11 protein-coding genes and 1 tRNA gene are annotated in these 15,083 nt (G+C 68.8%); 9 read left to right on the top strand and 3 right to left on the bottom strand.

Annotated features, from left to right (window positions below; all coding sequences use genetic code 11):
• Nucleotides 1–135 precede the first annotated feature (135 nt).
• Both glgX and GTZ93_RS01440 read left to right on the top strand, forming a co-directional pair.
• A complete protein-coding gene (gene glgX, locus GTZ93_RS01445; RefSeq protein WP_139915854.1) occupies nucleotides 136–2,280 on the top strand; it encodes a glycogen debranching protein GlgX in 2,145 nt (714 codons plus the stop codon).
• A gap of 35 nt (nucleotides 2,281–2,315) precedes the next feature.
• Nucleotides 2,316–2,981: a class I SAM-dependent methyltransferase gene (locus GTZ93_RS01440; protein WP_139915855.1), complete on the top strand. Its 666-nt coding sequence runs from the start codon at nucleotides 2,316–2,318 to the stop codon at nucleotides 2,979–2,981.
• Nucleotides 2,982–2,997: 16 nt separating this feature from the next.
• Here GTZ93_RS01440 and GTZ93_RS01435 read toward each other — a convergent pair whose 3' ends face one another.
• On the bottom strand, nucleotides 2,998–3,300 hold the full coding sequence (locus GTZ93_RS01435; RefSeq protein WP_139915856.1) for a hypothetical protein: 303 nt from the start codon (nucleotides 3,298–3,300) through the stop codon (nucleotides 2,998–3,000).
• A 405-nt stretch (nucleotides 3,301–3,705) separates the two neighbouring features.
• Between GTZ93_RS01435 and GTZ93_RS01430 the strand changes: the two genes are divergently transcribed.
• The 5 genes from GTZ93_RS01430 to GTZ93_RS01410 all read left to right on the top strand — a co-directional run bounded on the left by GTZ93_RS01430 (nucleotide 3,706) and on the right by GTZ93_RS01410 (nucleotide 10,473).
• Nucleotides 3,706–3,775: transfer RNA gene (locus GTZ93_RS01430), tRNA-Leu, on the top strand.
• Between the two features lie 267 nt (nucleotides 3,776–4,042).
• Nucleotides 4,043–5,167 carry a slipin family protein gene (locus GTZ93_RS01425; RefSeq protein ID WP_126934877.1) on the top strand — a complete coding sequence of 375 codons (1,125 nt, stop codon included), beginning with the start codon at nucleotides 4,043–4,045 and terminating at the stop codon, nucleotides 5,165–5,167.
• Between the two features lie 112 nt (nucleotides 5,168–5,279).
• Complete coding sequence (locus GTZ93_RS01420; RefSeq protein ID WP_139915857.1) at nucleotides 5,280–7,793, top strand: VIT domain-containing protein; 2,514 nt, start codon at nucleotides 5,280–5,282, stop codon at nucleotides 7,791–7,793.
• Between the two features lie 101 nt (nucleotides 7,794–7,894).
• Nucleotides 7,895–9,709, top strand: coding sequence for an acyl-CoA dehydrogenase (locus tag GTZ93_RS01415; protein ID WP_139915858.1), 1,815 nt, complete (start codon nucleotides 7,895–7,897; stop codon nucleotides 9,707–9,709).
• Nucleotides 9,710–9,810: 101 nt separating this feature from the next.
• Nucleotides 9,811–10,473, top strand: coding sequence for a glutathione S-transferase family protein (locus GTZ93_RS01410; RefSeq protein WP_139915859.1), 663 nt, complete (start codon nucleotides 9,811–9,813; stop codon nucleotides 10,471–10,473).
• Between the two features lie 22 nt (nucleotides 10,474–10,495).
• On the opposite strand, the gene GTZ93_RS01405 is transcribed toward GTZ93_RS01410, so the two are convergent.
• Complete coding sequence (locus GTZ93_RS01405) at nucleotides 10,496–11,431, bottom strand: hypothetical protein (RefSeq protein ID WP_139915860.1); 936 nt, start codon at nucleotides 11,429–11,431, stop codon at nucleotides 10,496–10,498.
• 142 nt (nucleotides 11,432–11,573) lie between these two features.
• Here GTZ93_RS01405 and GTZ93_RS01400 point away from each other — a divergent pair, with 142 nt between their 5' ends.
• Nucleotides 11,574–13,244 (top strand): ligand-binding sensor domain-containing protein, encoded by a 1,671-nt coding sequence (locus tag GTZ93_RS01400; RefSeq protein ID WP_139915861.1) that lies wholly within the window; start codon nucleotides 11,574–11,576, stop codon nucleotides 13,242–13,244.
• Nucleotides 13,245–13,248: 4 nt separating this feature from the next.
• On the opposite strand, the gene GTZ93_RS01395 is transcribed toward GTZ93_RS01400, so the two are convergent.
• Nucleotides 13,249–14,352 carry a putative NPN-dependent ornithine cyclodeaminase gene (locus tag GTZ93_RS01395; protein WP_139915862.1) on the bottom strand — a complete coding sequence of 368 codons (1,104 nt, stop codon included), beginning with the start codon at nucleotides 14,350–14,352 and terminating at the stop codon, nucleotides 13,249–13,251.
• A 205-nt stretch (nucleotides 14,353–14,557) separates the two neighbouring features.
• Between GTZ93_RS01395 and GTZ93_RS01390 the strand changes: the two genes are divergently transcribed.
• A complete protein-coding gene (locus GTZ93_RS01390) occupies nucleotides 14,558–14,872 on the top strand; it encodes a hypothetical protein (RefSeq protein WP_139915863.1) in 315 nt (104 codons plus the stop codon).
• Nucleotides 14,873–15,083: the final 211 nt, after the last annotated feature.

Genomic DNA, 15,083 nt, shown 5'->3' with positions numbered 1-15,083 from the left:
GGGCAGGTCGTTTCAGCACCGACCACTTGCCAGAGCGCTGTCCGGTGGACAGTCAGCACACCCGGACGTCTTGCCGCATCGCGCAGTCGCACCCACATTCCGGCGGCAGTTTCCCCACGGAATCGAGTGAGACGCATGAGCGGCAAGCGGGAGATCTGGCCGGGCAAGCCCTGGCCTCGTGGCGCGACCTTCGACGGCGCGGGAACCAACTTCGCGGTCTATTCGCAGGTGGCCACCCGCGTGGAGGTGTGCCTCTTCGACCGGGCGGACCCGACGAAGGAGATTGAACGCTTCGACCTGCCGACGAGCACGGAGTTCGTCTGGCACGGCTACGTGCCGGACCTGGAGCCCGGGACGCTGTACGGCCTGCGAGTGCACGGCCCCTACGAGCCGGAGAAGGGGCACCGCTGCAACCCGCACAAGCTGCTCGTGGACCCCTACGCCAAGGCGCTGCACGGCGAGGTGAACTGGAAGCAGCCGGTGTTCGGCTACCCCCTGGACCATCCGAAGAAGGACTTGATGCGCGACGAGCGCGACAGCGCGGCCGGCATGCCCAAGGGCGTGGTGGTGAGCGACTTCTTCGACTGGGGCAATGACCGGCGCCTGGACATCCCGTGGCGCAAGACGGTCATCTACGAAGCCCACGTGCGCGGCCTCACCATGCGCCACCCGGGCGTGCCGGAGCACCAGCGCGGCACGTACGCGGGCCTGGGCTCGCCGGCCATCATCGAGCACCTGCAGAAGCTGGGCGTCACGTCGGTGGAGCTGTTGCCGGTGCAGGAGTTCGCGGACGACTCGTTCCTCAACGACAAGGGCCTGTCGAACTACTGGGGCTACAGCACGCTGAACTACTTCGCGCCGGAGCAGCGCTACGCCAGCCGCAAGACGCCGGGCGGCGCGGTGGCCGAGTTCAAGTCGATGGTGAAGTCGCTGCACGCGGCGGGCATCGAGGTGATTCTCGACGTCGTGTACAACCACACGTGCGAGGGCAACCACCTGGGGCCCACGCTGTCGTTCAAGGGCATCGACAACGCGTCGTACTACTGGACCATGCCGGAGGCGCGGCACTACCTGGACTTCACGGGGTGCGGCAACAGCCTCAACGCCTCCAACCCGCAGACGGCGCGCTTCATCGTGGACTCGCTGCGCTACTGGGTGGAGGAGATGCACGTGGACGGGTTCCGCTTCGACCTGGCCACGGTGCTGGGCCGGGTGGGCAAGGGCGGCTACGACCCGAACGCGCCCATCTTCCAGATCATCAACCAGGACCCGGTGTTGAGCCGCGTGAAGCTCATCGCGGAGCCGTGGGACGTGGGGCTCGGCGGCTACCAGGTGGGCGGCTTCCCGTCGCCGTGGCACGAGTGGAACGGCAAGTACCGGGACGCGCTGCGCAAGTACTGGAAGGGCGACGAGAACCAGGCCTCGGAGGTGGGCTACCGGCTCACGGGCAGCGCGGACCTGTTCGCGGCGGCGCGGAGGCGTCCACAAGCGTCCATCAACTTCGTCACCGCGCATGACGGCTTCACGCTGCACGACCTGGTCACGTACAGCAGCAAGCACAACGAGGCCAACGGCGAGCACAACCGCGACGGCGCGGATGACAACCAGGCGTGGAACTGCGGCGTGGAGGGAGAGACGGACAACACCGACATCATCTCCCTGCGCGAGCGCCAGAAGCGCAACCTGATGGCGTCGCTGTTCCTGTCCACGGGCGTGCCGATGATTGTCGCGGGCGACGAGATGGGCCGCACGCAGCAGGGCAACAACAACGCCTACTGCCAGGACAACGAGCTGTCGTGGGTGGACTGGAACCTGGACAAGACGCGCCAGGACCTCCTGGAGTTCACGCGCAAGCTCATCCAGTTCCGCCACGGGCAGCCGGTGCTGCAGCGCCGCCGCTTCTTCCAGGGCGAGCACCTGTGGGAGTCCGAGCACAAGGACCTGGCGTGGTTCCGGCCAGACGGCACGGAGATGGGCGCGGAGGACTGGCAGAAGCCCTTCGTGCGCTCGCTGGCGTTCCTGCTGGGTGGCGACGCCATCCCCACGCCGGACGAGCGGGGCCAGCGCGTGAACGGCGACTCGCTGCTGGTGCTGCTCAACGCGCACCACGACACGGTGCCGTTCACGGTGCCGCCGCCGGGCGAGGGCGGCGCGTGGCGGCTGGAGCTGTACACGGCGGACGACAAGCGCGGCGATGAAGAGATGAAGCCCGGGAAGTTCGAGATGGCCGGGCGGTCGCTCGCGGTGTTCCGCAAGCCGGGAAGCAACAACACGCCGTGATACGGTGCCCGCGCTGTTGATCAGGAGCGCACGGCATGGCGGACGAAGGGGACGGCGGCAGGAGTGAAGAGGCCGCCGTCGCGCGGGTGTACGGGGAGATCGCCTCCGCCTACGAGGTGCTCTACCCGTCGCTGCACCGCTACGGTGACCGCGTGGAGCACTTCCTCGCGGACGTGATGAAGCCGGGCCTGCGCGTGCTGGACGTGGGCTGCGGCCCGGCCCTGCACACGCGAGGACTGGACGCGTCCGTGGACGTGGTGGGCCTGGACCTGGCGCCGGAGATGCTGGAGTTGGCGAAGCGCTCAAGGCCGTCCGGCACGTGGCGCGTGCACAGCTATCTGGATCCGGTGCCGGAGGACCTGGGCACGTTCGATGTCGCGCTGGCCATTGGTTGCCTGGACTTCTGTGACGACCTGCCGCGCGTGCTGGGGCACATGGGCAGGGTGTTGAAGCCGGGCGCGCGGATGTTGTTCACGGTGCTGGAGCGCAGGTCCGGGCTGGAGGCGCACGAGGCGTCCACGCGACGGGTGCGCACGGCGGACACGGACGTGACGCTGCACCTGTGGAGCGCGGAGGAGACGACTCGCGCGGTGGAGGCGGCGGGGCTCCGCGTGCGCGAGTACGTGCACGGGCCGGGCTGGGAGCTGCTGGCCGAGGAGCGTGTGATGTGGTTCGGCTGGTGGGACGTGACGCGCGGCTGAAGCGAGTCCCTTTCCGCTAGGGGCAATTCGGAAACGCGCAGTGCATCTTGATGAACACGAACGTCGTTCGCCCCTCGTGCACGCCTGTGCCCGGGTCGTCCCCGCTGCACACGTTGTTGCCGTTGCTGTCGTAGGCATGCACTTGCACCCACCAGGCACTCGACTCGTAGACGTAGGGGAGGGTCACGCCCTCGATGACGCCATCCCTCACGTTGAGCGATAGGGGCCCCATTGTCGGGCGCCCATCACCCGACCGCAGGGTCACCGTCGCCGTCACCACGGGGCAGGGATCCTCTCCCATGGAGATCCGCAGCTTCATGGCCCCCAAGCGCCAGCCGGAGTCTTCGTCCCCAGCGCTTTCCTCCCCACAGGCCCCGAGCAGCGCACAGCTCATTCCCAGCATCACGACCCAAACGGCTCGATTCATGTGTCCCCGAGATGGCGCATGGAGCACGCAGCGCTTGGACACCTGAGCCCCAGGGTCTGGGACATGGGCCGTCAGGATTTTCGCACGCCCGCGTCCAGAGGCCCGTCGGCAGCTTCAGGGGGGCGCACGGGGTTGTCCCGAGGCGTCCGGTTCCATGCGGGGGCGCTTTGCGCCGGTGCATGAGACTCGGACGTTCCTCACGGCCATCACCTCCGGGTGTTCCTGCCGCTATCGAAGGCCGTACCGGTCGCACGCCACCGTGAGGCGCGCATGGCTGCCCTTGGCTGGGCAAAAACCCGAACTCGCTCAACGGTAGAGCACGAGACTCAAGATCTCGCATTCGAAGGTTCGACTCCTTCGTTCGCCGGACCCCGTCGTTTCCGCTGGTGCCAACGCGAGTCCACCGCGTCCTCCTCCCCACGCCGCACACTGGCCGGTCGCCAGGGTGTCCAGAGGCTTCCGTGCTGTTCGCGGAACGCTCCGGTCGCCGTCCGTGACCTGCATCCGGTGCGGAGGTTCGGGAGGCTGAACGCGGATCCGGACGGTCTGTTCGCGCGAAGCGCTCGTGGGGCGGCGGGGTCCTTTTCTCCAGCCGCCGGGTTGCACTCTTTTCTTGTCGTCGAGGTGACGTGTCATGGGTATCGGTCGGGTGGAAGTGGCGCAGAACGAGCGGCTGTTCGTGGTGGTGAACGGGAAGGCGGAGCAGTACCTGGGGCCGGGCCGGCACTGGGTGGTGCGTCCGTTCCAGAACGTCCGCTACGAGCGCGTGCCGCTGGAGCCGCCCGTCACCCGGCTGGATGAAGCGAAGCTCGCGTTGGTGCCGGAGAAGGACCTCCAGGTGCTGGAGCTGGGCGCGGACGAGCGCGCGGTGGTCTTCCATCACGGCCAGCCGGTGCGGTGGCTGGGTCGTGGTCAGCATCAGGTGTGGACGGCGCAGCGGCTGCCCGGTCGAACCGGTCGGCCCGAGACGCCGACCGTGCGAGTGGAGCGCGTGGACGTGTCCGGGGTGGCGACGGAGCCCCCGCGGGACGAGGTGCGCGCGCTGATTCCGGCCAGTGACTACGTGGAGACCACGGCCACGGAGGGCACGGTGGCGCTGCGCTACGTGAACGGTGTGCTGGACGCGGTGCTGCCGCCGGGCCGGCACGCGGCGTGGACGGTCGCGCACAAGGTGCAGTTCGCGGTCATCGACCTGCGCGAAAAGCTGCTCCACGTCACCGGTCAGGAGGTGATGACCAAGGACCGCGTGACGCTGCGGCTCAACCTGTCCGCGGCGTACCGGGTGGTGGACGCGCGGCGGCTGGCGGTGGTGGCGCGAGCGCCGGATGAAATCCTCTACCTGGCCATGCAGCTCGCGGCGCGCGAGGCCGTGTCCACACGCACGTTGGATGAACTGCTCGCGGCGCGCGAGATGGTGTCCGAGGAGCTGTACGCGCAGGTGAAGTCGGGGGCGGAGGGCGTGGGTCTGGAGCTGCTGCGCTTCGGCATCAAGGACGTGGTGCTGCCGAAGGAGATGAAGGACCTGCTCAACCGGGTCATCCAGGCGCAGAAGGAAGCGGAGGCCAACGTCATCCTGCGGCGCGAGGAGACGGCGGCGACGCGCTCCATGGCACAGACGGCGAAGGTGCTCGCGGAGAACCCGCTGCTCGTGCGGCTCAAGGAGTTGGAGGCGTACAAGGACCTGGCCGCGAAGGTGGGTCAGGTGCACCTGGTACTCGGCGAGGGGGCGGTGCCCACGCTGCAGCTCAAGGGCAGCTGACACACGGCCGTGTGGCTTCACAGCCACACGGCCTGTCGTTTCAGAGGGGAACCAGGGTTGGCCCGGGGGCTGCAATGTCCCCGGGCACACCCTGAAACCAAGGTTCCCGACCATGCGAGTCCTGCTCGCCACACTCTTCGTCTGCCTTCTGGCCGCCCCGGCCTCCGCACAACCCTGCCCCCCGGCCGCTTCGCCCACCGCGGGCGTCGCCCAGGGCACCCTGGTGGCTCGCTTCCGTGCGCAGCCGCAGCAGGCGGAGCCCACCGAGTGCCCGGACACCGAGCCGCGCACATTCAGCCTCAAGCGCACGGAGGTGGACGCGGAGGTCAGTGGCTTCCTCGCTTCCGTCACCGTGACGCAGGTGTTCGAGAACCCCTACACCTCGCCGCTCGAAGCGATCTACGTCTTCCCGCTGCCGGAGCTCGCCGCCGTGGATGGCATGGAGATGCACATCGGTGAGCGCGTCATCACGGGCGTCATCCAGACCCGCGAGCAGGCCCGCGACACCTACGAGCGCGCCAAGGCCGAGGGCAAGACGGCCGCGCTGCTCGACCAGGAGCGGCCGAACATCTTCACCCAGTCCGTCGCCAACATCCTCCCCGGCGAGACCATCCGCGTGCGCATCCACTACGTGGAGCGCCTCACCTACGACGCCGGCACCTACCGCTTCAGCTTCCCCATGGTCGTGGCCCCTCGCTTCATCGGCGGCACGCCGCTTCCCACGCGCCAGGGTGAAGGCGTGGAGCCCGACACCACCACCGTCCCCGACGCGAGCCGCATCACGCCTCCGGTGCTCTCCGACACGCGCAGCGGCCATGACATCCAGCTCACCGTGCGCATGGACGCTGGCCTTCCGGTCCACTCGCTGCGCTCCACCACCCACCGCGTGGACGTGAAGCGCGATGGCCAGACCCGCGCCACCGTGAGCCTGGGCCGCGATGACCGCATCCCCAACAAGGACTTCATCCTCGAATACGTCGTCGCCGACGCGCTCATCCGCCCCGCCGTCCTCATGCACCGCGAGCCCGGCGCGGACCACGGCTACTTCCTGGTGATGCTCAACCCGCAGCTGTCCCCCACCGAGAAGGAGATCGTCCCCCGCGAGCTCTACATGGTGCTCGACACGTCCTGCTCGCAGTCCGGCCTCGCCATCGAGAAGTCCAAGGCCATCACCAAGGAGGTCCTCAACCACCTGATGCCCGAGGACACCTTCCAGGTCCTCAACTTCGACACGCGGGTGACCAAGTTCGCCCCCACCGCCGTCCCCGCCACGCCGGAGAACATCCAGAACGCCCTGCCCTACGTCGCCAACTTCTGGGGCGGTGGCGGCACCGACGTGCGCATCGCCGCCGAGGAGGCCATGGTCCCCGCCAACGACCCCGCCCGCCTGCGCATGGTGCTCTTCATGACGGACGGCCTCATCGGCGGTGACGAGCAGGTGCTCAGCACGCTCCAAGAGCACCTGCGCGAGGAGACGCGCATCTTCTCCGCTGGCGTGGGCTCCAGCACCAACCGCTACCTCATCACCAAGATGGGTGAACTGGGCCGCGGCGCCTCCACCCTCGTCAACCTCAACCGCCCGGAGGAAGACGTCGCCCGCGAGTTCGAGCAGCGCATGCGCGGCCCCGTCCTCACCTCGGTCGTGGTGGACACCGACGGCCTGCCCGTCAGCGACGTGTACCCGAAGTCCGTGCCGGACCTCTTCGCCGGCCAGCCGCTGTTCCTCGTCGGCAAGTTCACCGGCACCGGTGACGGCGTCCTCCGCATCTCCGGCCGCGTGCGTGGCCAGGTCCGCCGCTTCGACGTGCCCGTGCACTTCCCCGAAGTCGCCCCGGAGCACGACTCCCTCAAGAGCCTCTGGGCCCGCCAGCGCATCGAAGAGCTCACCGTGGAGGGCTACCGCGGCGAGACGCCCGAAGTCGTCCAGGGCATCACCGACACCGCGCTCCAGTACCACCTGATGAGCCGCTACACGTCCTTCGTCGCGGTGGAGCAGGTGGCCCGCACGGCCCCCAACGGCGAGTCGGTCCGCGAGATGGTCCCCGTGCAGCTCCCCGACGGCATGGTCTCCGGCGCGCTCAGCCGCGAGGAGATTCCCCCCGGCGACCCCATCATCTCCGTGCGCGCCCCGCGCAACGCCCGCCGCGTCACCGCCTACTTCCCCTTCGGCCTGGTGAAGCCGCTCACGTTCGACTCGCTCACCCGTTCTTGGCGCGGCCGGTTCCTCGTGCCGCTGGGTGTCTCGGATGGCTACTACACCGTGTTCATCATCGCGGAGCTGGCGGACGGCCGCGTGGAGCGCAGCGAGGTTCGCTACCGCCTGGACTCCCAGGGCAATGACTTCGACGTCGTCCTCTCCCAGAAGGAGCTCGCCCCCGGTGACACGCTGACGTTCGACGTGGACGCGGTGGAGACCACGCAGGAGGTCAGCGTGTACGGCGACCTCTTCGGCGAGGACCAGCAGCTGCTCGACTCGCAGGACGGCCTGCGCTTCAACAAGTCGCTGGTCATCCCCGAAGGCACGCCCGCCGGTTCCTACGAGCTGGTGTTCGTCGCCCGCGACGCCGCCGGCAATCGCTTCGAACGCAGGGAGACGCTGCGCGTCATCCACACTCGGCGTGACTGACCCGCGAATCAATCTCGGATACCCTGGCGGTCCGTTTCTGGCCCCGCGCCTTCACTGGCGCGGGGCTGTTTCATTCGCACCCGGCCGCGAGGAGTCCTTCGATGTCGTCGTCCCTGCACTACACGCCCAACCTCCGCGATATTGAGTTCAACCTCTTCGAGTTCCTGGACATCGGCCACACGTCGCTGGGCAAGGCGCCCTTCGGGGACCTGGACGAGACGGCGGCCCGGCAGACGCTGCAGACGTTCGCGCAGCTGTGCACGCAGGAGCTGGCGAAGAGCTTCGACGAGTCCGAGCACAACCCGCCGAAGCTGGAGAACGGCGAGGTGAAGCTGCCCCCCGGCCTGAAGGCCGCGATGGGCGCCTACTACGACGCGGGCATGCACCTGCTGGAGACGCCCTCGCACCTGGGCGGCCTGGGCGCTCCGCCGTCGCTGGGCTGGGCCGCGTTCGAGCTGATCCTGGGCAGCAACCCCGCGCTGGCGTTCTTCACGCTGGGCAACCTGTTGGCGCGCGTCATCGACAAGCTGGGCACGGAGTCGCAGAAGCAGCGCTTCCTTCCGCACATCCTGGACAAGCGCTGGAGCGGGTCCATGGTGCTGACGGAGCCGGACGCGGGCAGCGACGTCGGCGCCGCGCGCACCAAGGCCCGTCAGGTGGACGGCGACGTCTGGGAGATTGAAGGCGTCAAGCGCTTCATCACCAACGGCGAGTCGGACATCGCGGAGAACATCATCCACATGGTGCTCGCGCGTCCGGACGGCGCGGCGCCGGGCACCAAGGGCCTGTCGCTGTTCGTGGTGCCCAAGTTCTGGGTGAACGAGGACGGCAGCCTGGGCGAGCACAACAACGTCGTGTGCACCAAGCTGGAGAAGAAGATGGGCCTGAAGGGGTCCGTCACGTGCGAGCTGACGTTCGGCGACGGCAAGCCCACGCGCGGCCTGCTGCTGGGTGACGTGCACGACGGCATCCGGCAGATGTTCCACATCATCGAGAACGCACGCATGGCGGTAGGCCTCAAGTCCATGGCCGCGCTGTCCGCGGGCTACTACCGCGCGCTGTCGTTCGCGAAGGACCGCGTGCAGGGCAGCGACCTGGGGAAGGCGCGCGACAAGACGGCGCCGCGCGTGAACATCCTCCAGCACCCGGACGTGCGCCGCATGCTGATGGCGCAGAAGGCGCACGCGGAAGGTCTGCGCGCGCTGGCCCTGTTCACCGCGTCCGTGCAGGACCAGGTGGAGATCCAGGGCGGCCACCGCTCCACCGCGGCGGGCGAGGCGGACGTGCTCAACGACATGCTGCTTCCGCTGGTGAAGGGATACGGCTCGGAGAAGGCGTACGAGCTGCTGTCCCTGTCGCTCCAGGTGCACGGCGGTTCGGGCTTCCTCACGGACTACCCGGTGGAGCAGTACATCCGGGACCAGAAGATCGACTCGCTCTACGAGGGCACCACGCACATCCAGGCGCTGGACCTGCTGATGCGCAAGGTGGCGCGCGACGGCGGCGCGACGCTGATGGGCCTGCTGGAGCGCGTCCGCGCGACGGCGGATGGCGACGAGGGCGGTCCGGAGCTGAAGACCGAGCGTGCCGCGCTGGGCGAGGCGGTGGGCCACCTGCAGACGATGCTCGGCACGCTGATGGGCAAGCTGGGCGAGTCCGTCTACCACGTGGGCTTCCAGGGCAACCGCGTGCTGTTCGCCGTGGCGGAGGTCATCATCGGCTGGCTGCTGGTGCGCCACGCGGCCGTGTCGCTGGAGCGGATGAAGACCAACCCCGGTGACAAGGCGTTCTACGGCGGCAAGGTGGCCAGCGCCCGCTGGTACTGCCATGAGGTGCTGCCCGGCATCTCGCACGCGGCGCGCATGGTGGAGAACGGCAACCTGGACCTGATGGACCTGCCGGAAGAGTCGTTCTAGCCAGAGACAGGCGGTGGCGGCGCGCTTCTCGCAGCGCGTCGCCAACCGCTGGTGCGAACAAGCGCCTCGACAGCGGCGGGCGCGGCATCAACAATGCCGCGATGATCACCCTGTATGGCTTTGGCCGCGTCCATTCGAAGGTCGTAGGACTCACGCGCGATTTGCGCGTCCTATGGATGCTCGAGGAGCTGGGCGTGCCCTACCGGGTGCACGGCGTGGATCATCCCGCTGGGGAAACCCGGAGGGAGGAGTACCAGCAGCTGAACCCCTTCTGCCAGGTGCCGGTGCTCGACGACGACGGCTTCGTGCTCACCGAGACGGGCGCCATCCTGCTGTACCTGGCGGAGAAGACGGGCCAGTTGATGCCCACGGATTTCCAGGGCCGCGCCCAGGTGATGCGCTGGTGCTTCGCCGCGCTCACCACCGTGGAGCTGCCGATGTCCCAGCTCATCATGGTCGACCTGCTCGGCGCCTCCGACCCCACCGGCGCGCAGCGGCGTCCCGGGTTGGTGAAGTACGCCGAGCACCACCTGACCACGCTCGAGGACTGGCTCCGGGAGCGTCCGTATCTCACTGGCGAGACGTTCACCGTGGCGGACATCCTGATGACCACGGTGCTGCGCGAGGTGCGCAACGCGGGCGTGCTCGAAGGCTTCCCCCGGGTCTCCGCCTATCGCGAGCGCTGTGAGGCACGGCCCGCCTGGCAGCGGACGCTGGATGCCTATGAGCAGCGACTTGGAGTCCCGGCGGGCAGCGCGCGCTAGCCGCGGGCAGCGTGGCGGGCACTCAAGGTTCCAGGTCGGTGGCAGAGAAGGTGTAGTCACCCACGCCGTAGGAGAAGAGGAGCCCCGTGGTGAAGAACAGCTCGACCGTATGACGGCCTTCCTGCATCACCTGGAGGTCGAACGTGTCGCTCTTCGGCTTTGTTTCGACCATCGCCGCCTGGTACAGCACCTCGCCCCCGGGGTCGCGCACTCGCATGCCACAGTTGTTGTTGCCGACGCCTCCGCAAACCAACCGGTAGGTGCGGCCCGCGACGACGTCCAGCGCGACGACGTCGACATCGCCGTAGGGTTCGATGTGCCCCGAGACGTTGGTGCCAACGGGCCGACGGGTGGCTTCCGCGAGGGTGTTCCCGAAGTCGTCCGGCCCCCGGTCCACCAGCGAGTATTCGTAGCGGGTGTCGAAAGTGGAGGGGGAGGCGGAGAAGCCCTTCACGCGGGCGTACACGGTGCCATCCTGCGTGGCGAGCACGGCCGCCTGGTAGTACGCAGGCCCCCCTGAGCCCACCGAGCCCGGCAACTTGAGCCCGTCCGCGCCGAGGAGCTCAACCAAGCAGGTCGGCTCGTAGCCTTCGTAGCCTTCATCCAGGTAGCGACGGCAGCTGAATCGGCAGATGCGGCCGGCCTTGATGCGGAACGAGAACAGGTCCACGTCGTCCGCGATGTCCAGGTTCGCGTGCATCGATTGGTCGGCGTCCATGAACTCCAAGGGGGTCGCGGCCTCGATGGAGTCCCCATGGTCATCCCCCTTGCGCACGTTCCGCTTGCAGGACATGTCCGCCTGGACGTAGCCCTGGGGGCAGTCGCACACGGCCTGTCCGGAGGACGCATCGCACCGGCCCGGACCGCAGTAGACGACATCGCACGGGTCGGACGGTGCGCAAGCACAGAGGATGGCGAGCGCGAGCGCCATCGCCAGGGAAGAACCCGAACGCAGCATGTCTTGGACTCCAACGGAGGCCCGGCCCCAATCCCCCCGCGCGCGACCATCGTTCGTGAAGGGCGACAGGGTCAACAGGGCCGCGGGTGCGGCTCCGGGGACACAGACCGGGCTGGCCCGGGGTTCGCAATAGGGGTGGAGCATGATGCTCTCCACCCTCACCGCGCTGACCCTGGCCGCTACCGTCACCAACACCGAGACCGTGCACGACCTGGAGCCCTTCGGCGGCCACGTCGTCGCGTGCACCGAAGGCGGCCTGGAGCTGTTCACGACCGCGGGCCGTCCGGTGCGCGTGCTCACGGTGGAGGACGGGCTTCCCAGCCACTACTGCCGCGCGCTGGAGTCCACGGGCGACCGGCTCTTCGTCGCCACGGATGAAGGGCTGGTGTCGCTGGACGCCCGCTTCCAGGTGACGCCCGTGCTGGACGTGCACTGGCAGGCGCTGCCTCCCGCCGAGGACGCGAGCACTCCGGACTACGTGAACCGCCTGGAGTCACTGGCCTCGGTGCTGACGCCGGGTGCGACGTACACGGCGTTCTCTCCGCGCTTCGCGGGCACGGCGGAGGGACGTCTGTTCGAGCTGGGCACCCAGCGCGCGTGGTCACTGCCGGGACCGGTGCGCTTCATCTCGGACACACGTGACGGCGTGGACGTGGGCACCACCGAGGGCGCGTTCTCCATCAGCGCCAGTGGCCGGCTCTCCGCGCTTCGCGACGTGCCCACCGGGCTGCTGTCATTCACCGTGACGGAGCAGGGCGTGCGCATCGTGGGCAGTCACGGTGAGGTGCACGCTTGGGAGACGGAGTCCGTGCCACTCCAGGCCGTGAGCGTTCCCAAGGGCGCCACCGTGTTGAACACGGAATGGGCGGGCACGCGTTCCTCGGGTGTGTTCCTGCATGGCCCGAAGGGGTGGCGCCGGGTCACTCCGACCGGGCAGATTTGCGGCAATCACATCACCGCGCTCGCACGGCATCAGGGGCGGCTGGTGGTGGGCACGTTCGACCGGGGCGCCTGCTGGCAGCGCGATGACGGCCGGTGGCAGACCGTCCGCACACCTTCGCTTCCCAGCGACCAGGTGCTGGGCATCAGCAGCGACGGACCGAACCTCTACGTCGCCACCACGTACGGCCTGGGCTTCCATGACGGGAAGACGTGGACGCAGATTGCCTACGGGTCTCGCAACCCCGTGGCCCTGGGGAAGCTGTCCGTGCTCAACGTGTCCCAGATGGATGAAGGCGTCGCGCTGGTCGACGGCCGGGGCATGTCCCTGGTCACTCCCGGGACGTCTCCCCTGTCGCTCATGAAACGGCTGCCGCTGCCGACGGAGTGGAGCAAGCACCCCTCCGTCGGTGAAGCCTCGGGCCGATTCCTGTGGATGGGCAGCGAGGACCGGGGCCTGCTGCGCTGGGACGGCGCGAAGTGGCAGCGCTTCCACGACGGCCGCGACCTCACCGACAACTGGATCACCGCGCTGTCCACCGACGCGCAAGGACGCGCCATCGCGGGCACCTGCCAGGACGGCTTCAGCTACTTCGACGGCGCGAAGTGGACTCGCGTGCGCGCCGCTCCCGGCCTGCCTTCCTCCGCCATCGTCTCCGCCGCGCTCGTGCCCGGCGGGGCGCTGGTGGGCACGCTGCTCGGCGCGTCGTACTTCGACGCGGCCACGGGGGAGACGCGGGCCCTGCCGAAGCTGGCGGATCCGCGCGTCTACGCGGTGCTCCCTGACGGTGACTCCGCCCTCTTCGGCACCGAGGGCGGGCTGTCGAGCGCGGCCTGGAAGGCCGTCTCGGCTCCGGCCCTCACCCAGCGCTGAGGCTTCAGGCCGGCTTCGGCGCCGTGCCTCGCGCGGCCAGCTCGCGCTCCACATACAGCCGCAGGATGTGCATGAAGTCCTGCGCGTTCGTCACCACGCCGAAGGCCTGGTGCGTGCCCCGGTCCTTCAGCTTGCTCACCACGAACTCGGACGAATCCACGCAGATGGTGGGCAGCTCCCGCAGGCTGCCGTCCTTCTCCGTCACGAACGCTGGCAACATGTTCCCCGTCGCGATGGCGTGCAGCGCCGTTGCCACGAGCACCGCCATCGTCGCCTTCACCGCGTGCCTGCGCATCGCGTCCTGCGCCGCCAGGTTGTCCGTCACCACGTCCGGCAACGGCCCGTCATCCCGGATGGACCCCGTCAGCACGAACGGCACTCCGTGCTTCACGCACGCGTGCATGATGCCGTTGGTGATGACGCCCGCCTCCACCGCCTTCGCGATGGAGCCCGCCTGCCGCACCCGGTTGATGGCGCGCATGTGCAGCCCGTGCCCGCCCGACGTCGCCTCGCCCGCGCCGCTCATCCCCAGCGTCGTGCCGTAGATGGACGCCTCGATGTCGTGCACCGCCACCGCGTTGCCCGCGAGCAGTGCCCCCACGAAGCCGTTCTCCACGAACCACGTCATGTCCGCCCGCGCCCGCGAGTGCACCAGCGCCGGCCCCGTCACCCAGATGGGATAGCCCCCACGCTCGCGCTCCTCCACCAGCACCCGCGCCATGTGCGCGTAGTCGATGGGCTTCTCGCGCGACACCTCGCTCGTCATGAACTTGAACTCGCCCTCCCCCTCCTCCATCAGGTAGGCCATGTTCACGTAGACGCCTTCGCTGCCGTCCTCCGCCTTCCCCACCACCACCTGCTCGCCCGCGCGCACCCGGCGGCCCTCGCGCACCCAGAGCTCGCCGGCCGCGTCCCGCACCAGCGCGCCGTCCATGCGCGGCTCGCGCGGCATCCGCCACCGCCCGTCCACCCTCACGTACGTGGGCAGGTTCGTCGTGGTGAAGAAGCCCTCCGGCAGCACGCCGTCCGCCGGAGCCGGGGTGAAGCGCGCGTCCGGGTAGCTGGTGAACCGCGCCGCCGTGAAGTCGGGATGAGCAATGGTCGTCACCCCACCACCATGCGCGGGCCCTCCCACCCGTTCAAGGGTGCAGCACGTCCCCATCCCCTCGGATTGTTTCCCCTTTCATAAGGGCCACCCACCTGGACGCACCCGGTCAAGAGCGCCGCCCGCAACCACCGCGCGCATCCCGGGTTCAACCCTCCAAGGACGAAGCGCTGGCACCGACGCCCGCGCGCATCGAGGAGGACACACCATGAAGCGCAACGGACTGGGGATGCTCGCGGCGGTGCTGGGTCTGACGGTGGCGCTGCCGGCCGTGGCCGCGGAGGCCGACCGGCGCCAGGTGAACCAGCAGCAGCGCATCAAGCAGGGCGTGAAGAGCGGCGAGCTCACGGGCCGCGAGGCCGTGCGCCTGGAGCGCCAGCACCGCTCGCTCCAGCGTGAAATCCGCCAGGACCGCCGGGACGACGGCCACCTGGACGCCGCCGAGCGCGCCCGCATCGACGCGAAGCAGGACGCCCTCAGCCGCCGCATCGCCCGCCAGAAGCACGACGGCCAGAGCCGCTAAATCCCCGGAAATTGCGCACCGCGACAAGGCTTCTCCGGGCGGCCCACCGGGGGGCCTTGTCGCCGGTGCGCAGCCTTTCAGGGCCCGGATTCCGCTCCAGGTACGCCAATTCGCCCACATGTGCGCGCTTGGAGTGAAAAGCAGGTGGGGGACGCAACACCGGTTCTTGAATGCCGAGAATGGAAACAATCGCAGCCGGTGACCACCTCCG

It is taken from the genome of Corallococcus exiguus (genome assembly GCF_009909105.1).
Lineage (GTDB): Bacteria > Myxococcota > Myxococcia > Myxococcales > Myxococcaceae > Corallococcus > Corallococcus exiguus.
This window is presented reverse-complemented; position numbering and strand designations above follow the sequence as displayed.